This is a genomic window from Oleiphilus sp. HI0061, assembly GCF_001635675.1.
Genome location: NZ_LWFE01000177.1, coordinates 1 through 1,715 on the forward strand (window position 1 = coordinate 1; position 1,715 = coordinate 1,715).

General features: G+C 42.7%; 2 protein-coding genes. One reads left to right on the forward strand and one right to left on the reverse strand.

Going from position 1 to position 1,715, the window contains the following annotated elements:
• Positions 1-924 (reverse strand): NAD(P)H-dependent oxidoreductase subunit E (locus A3735_RS02125; RefSeq protein WP_197485601.1); only part of this gene is annotated, 924 nt, incomplete at its 3' end.
• Positions 925-1,289: 365 nt separating this feature from the next.
• Between A3735_RS02125 and A3735_RS02130 the strand changes: the two genes are divergently transcribed.
• The coding region (locus A3735_RS02130; protein WP_156499332.1) for an AraC family transcriptional regulator ligand-binding domain-containing protein at positions 1,290-1,715 on the forward strand (426 nt) is incomplete at its 3' end.

Below are 1,715 nucleotides of genomic sequence, written 5' to 3' on the forward strand. Positions count from 1 at the left end.
CAAATAGAGAATGCCATGCTCACTACCAATTGCGTAGGCGGCGATAGTCATACCCTCTATTAAGAGGTGAGCGCGCTCTGTTAGCAATACTCTATCTTTAAAGGTGCCGGGCTCGCCTTCGTCGGCATTACAAATGACATAACGTTTTTCAGCCGGTGTTTGGGCTGCAAATTGCCATTTGCGCGCGATTTGAAAACCCGCGCCGCCGCGACCTCTTAGATCGGAGCGGAGTAACTCATCAATAATCTCGTCGGGGCTTTTTGAGAGGCATTTAGCCAAAGCTTGCGCTAAAGGAGGCTCACTTAGTAATACCGGGCCAGATTGCTGAATATTGTTATTTACCATGCTCCGTACTAGTGAGTGGCTGTTATTTCCATCGCCTGTTTTACCGCCGAATACCGATAAACACGTGTCATGAATTCGGGTGGATAGTGCTCTCCAGTTATCGGATTCAGATGCTTTGAGTGTACGTTTTAGTGCGTTAACTAAACGTTTCACTTTGCTTGGTGTTAACGAGGTGACGACGTGCTCGTTAATCAGGGCGGCAGGGGCTTGGTCACTCATGCCTATGCAGGGCGTGAGGTGGAGTGAAAACTTCCCATCCAGAGTCGTGTTGCCAACAGGGATCCCTAATGCCAACTCAAAGGCCTGCAGAATTTCCGCGCTCCCCTTATGCTGGTCGATTATATCTTCACTCAGGTGAATGATGATTTTTCCTTGAGGGCTAGTTTTGAAAAAACTATAGAAACTCGCGACCCCTTCAACAACGACTCGGTGACTGTTGGTTTTTTCTGCGACTAACTTCATTGAGTCGCCACTGATCCAACCTAAGGTGTTTTGTATCGCCCAAAGGATATCAATCATTCGCTTGGGATTGTTATCAAAGCCTTGGCAGATTTCAGAAATACGAAGCTGGTTTTCCATAAGCAGACTACTGAGTTGTTATTTTCTTGGTACAGCCATGAAGTTAAATAGTGTAGTTCTTATTAAGTATTCCTTGCTAGCCTTGCTGAGTAAATAGCTGATCTTGATCCAGGTTAATTCTTCGGCAAAAAGCTATGAAGAAAGTTTTATATGTTATGTCGAGATTTATCAGCAGGAATGATAAGCTGATCAAAAAATAACATCTTTTTAGCGAAATGAGCGATGGTTACTTTCAAAAACTTTGGTTGCTCGATACGATATGTTCATATAGCAACATTTATGAGTATTTTAGGGCAAGGTAAGAAAGCCTTTTTTCACTGACTCAAAATATTCATTGATAATAAAAACAAAATGAAAGGTTAACTATGGGCGCTTTAAATATAGCCAAAATCGGGCACCGAAACTTACGTACTGAATATCAGACTTCGGGTGAGGTCTTTATCCCTATCGCGCGTGTTAAGCCGCTAGTTAAAATCCTCATGATGAATAAGGTAGATCTGAGGTCCTTGTTAAAAGATACAGGGCTTCAGTTTCAGGATTTATCCGAGACTGATCAGACGATAAATTTTCTTCAGTACAAGCAGCTGATTATTAATGCGAGGCGTTTGCTTCCTCATCATCCTTTTGCACTTTACTTGGGAGAGCAGAGTTTTCTGCATCATGATGGAGTACTCGCGGCTCGAATTATGAGTAGTGAGAATGTTCAGCAAGCGATGGAACTTCTGACCAAGTATCAACCTTTATTTACACAGATACTGGGTTTCAAGTTTGAAATGCAAAAATCTGGATTG